Here is a 1638-nt window from a genome sequence, read left to right as displayed (position 1 = left end):
GGACGATGAACAGGCAGGGCTTCAGGCGGCCGGTGCGGGAGTCCTCCGTGCGGCCGACTATGAGGGTCGCGTCCGCCAGGTCCACGCCGGAGATGAAGACCTTGCGGCCGGTGAGGAGCCAGTCCGTGCCGTCCCGGCGGGCGGTGGTGGTGATGCGGTGGCTGTTGGAACCCGCGTCCGGCTCGGTGATGCCGAAGGCCATGGTGCGGGTGCCGTCCGCCAGCGCGGGGAGCCAGGTCTGTTTCTGGTCCTCCGTGCCGAAGCGGGCGATCACCGTGCCGCAGATCGCCGGTGAGACGACCATCATGAGGAGAGGGCAGCCAGCGGCTCCCAACTCCTCCAGGACTATGGAGAGTTCGGAGATGCCGCCGCCTCCGCCGCCGTACTGTTCCGGGAGGTTGACGCCCAAGTAGCCCAATTTGGCCGCCTCGGCCCAGAGTTGCTCCCGGTCGAAGGCGCGACCGTGGCGTTTGCCCAGGGCGGCCACGGCGGCACGGAGGGCCTTGTGTTCTTCGGTTTCCAACGCGACGCTCATCGATCCTCCTGAGAGACCTCTACGACTGCGAGCAGAACGCCGACCTCCACCTGTCGGCCCGGAGCGGCGTGCAGGGCCGTCAGCGTGCCCGTGACCGGAGCCGTGATCCTGTGCTCCATCTTCATCGCCTCCAACCAGAAGAGGGGTTGGCCGGCACTCACCACGGCTCCTACCGCCAGGCCCTCCGCGACCCGCACCACCGTGCCCGGCATCGGCGCCAGGAGTGAGCCGGGGGCCAACTGGGCCGCCGGGTCGGGGAAACGGGAGAGGGCGGTCAGGGTGGTGGTGTTCACGTACACCTGGTCGGTGCCGTAGCGCGCGACCTCGAACTTCCGCTGCACACCGTCCACTTCGAGTACGACGAGACCGGCGTCCGCGTGGACGACGCGCACCCCGTCCGTGCTCAGGCCCTCCCTCGTGTGCCGGTACTGGACCTCGTACTCGGTGTCACCCGTCGCGTACCGCTTCACCTGCGGCTGGGACGGGACGTTGCGCCAGGCGCCGCCGAATCGGGAGCGGCCGTGGGCGTCGGCGAGAGCCGCGGCCAGCGGGGCGTGCGGGTCGGGGGTCGAGGCGGTGAGTTCGGGGAGGTGGCGGTCGTAGAAGCCGGTGTCCATGTGGGCCGTCGTGAACTCCTTGTGGCGCAGGGAGTTGACGAGGAGGGCGCGGTTGGTGAGGGGGCCGTGGACGGTCGCGCGGTCGAGGGCTCCGGCCAGTTTGCGGACGGCTTCCGCTCGGGTGGGGGCGTGGGCCACGACCTTGGCGAGCATCGGGTCGTAGTGGACTCCGATGTCGTCGCCGTCGGTGTAGCCGGTGTCCAGGCGGACGCCGGCCGGGACGGACAGGCGGTGCAGGGTGCCGGTCTGGGGGGTCCAGTCGGTCGCGGGATCCTCGGCGTAGAGGCGGGCCTCGACGGCGTGGCCCTGCGGGTGTGGAGGGGTGGCTTCGAGGGGCTCGCCCTCCGCGACGCGGAGTTGCAGGGCCACCAGGTCGATGCCGAACACGGCCTCCGTGACCGGGTGTTCGACCTGGAGGCGGGTGTTCATCTCGAGGAAGTGGGGCCTGCCGTCGGGGGAGATGAGGAACTCGACCGTCCCCGCGCC

2 protein-coding genes are annotated in these 1638 nt (G+C 70.6%); both read right to left on the bottom strand.

The features are described from left to right. Window positions 1-535 (bottom strand): acyl-CoA dehydrogenase family protein (locus tag JHN63_RS51530; protein ID WP_200692007.1); only part of this gene is annotated, 535 nt, incomplete at its 3' end. After that, window positions 532-1638, bottom strand: a 1107-nt coding sequence (locus JHN63_RS51525; protein ID WP_307782203.1) for a biotin/lipoyl-containing protein, incomplete at its 5' end; no start/stop codon positions are given. The genes JHN63_RS51530 and JHN63_RS51525, both read right to left, overlap by 4 nt.

It is taken from the genome of Streptomyces sp. MBT65 (genome assembly GCF_016612545.1).
In the GTDB taxonomy this organism is placed as follows: Bacteria; Actinomycetota; Actinomycetes; order Streptomycetales; family Streptomycetaceae; genus Streptomyces.
Note: the sequence above shows the minus strand (reverse complement) of the source record. Positions and strands in the feature narration are given on the sequence as shown.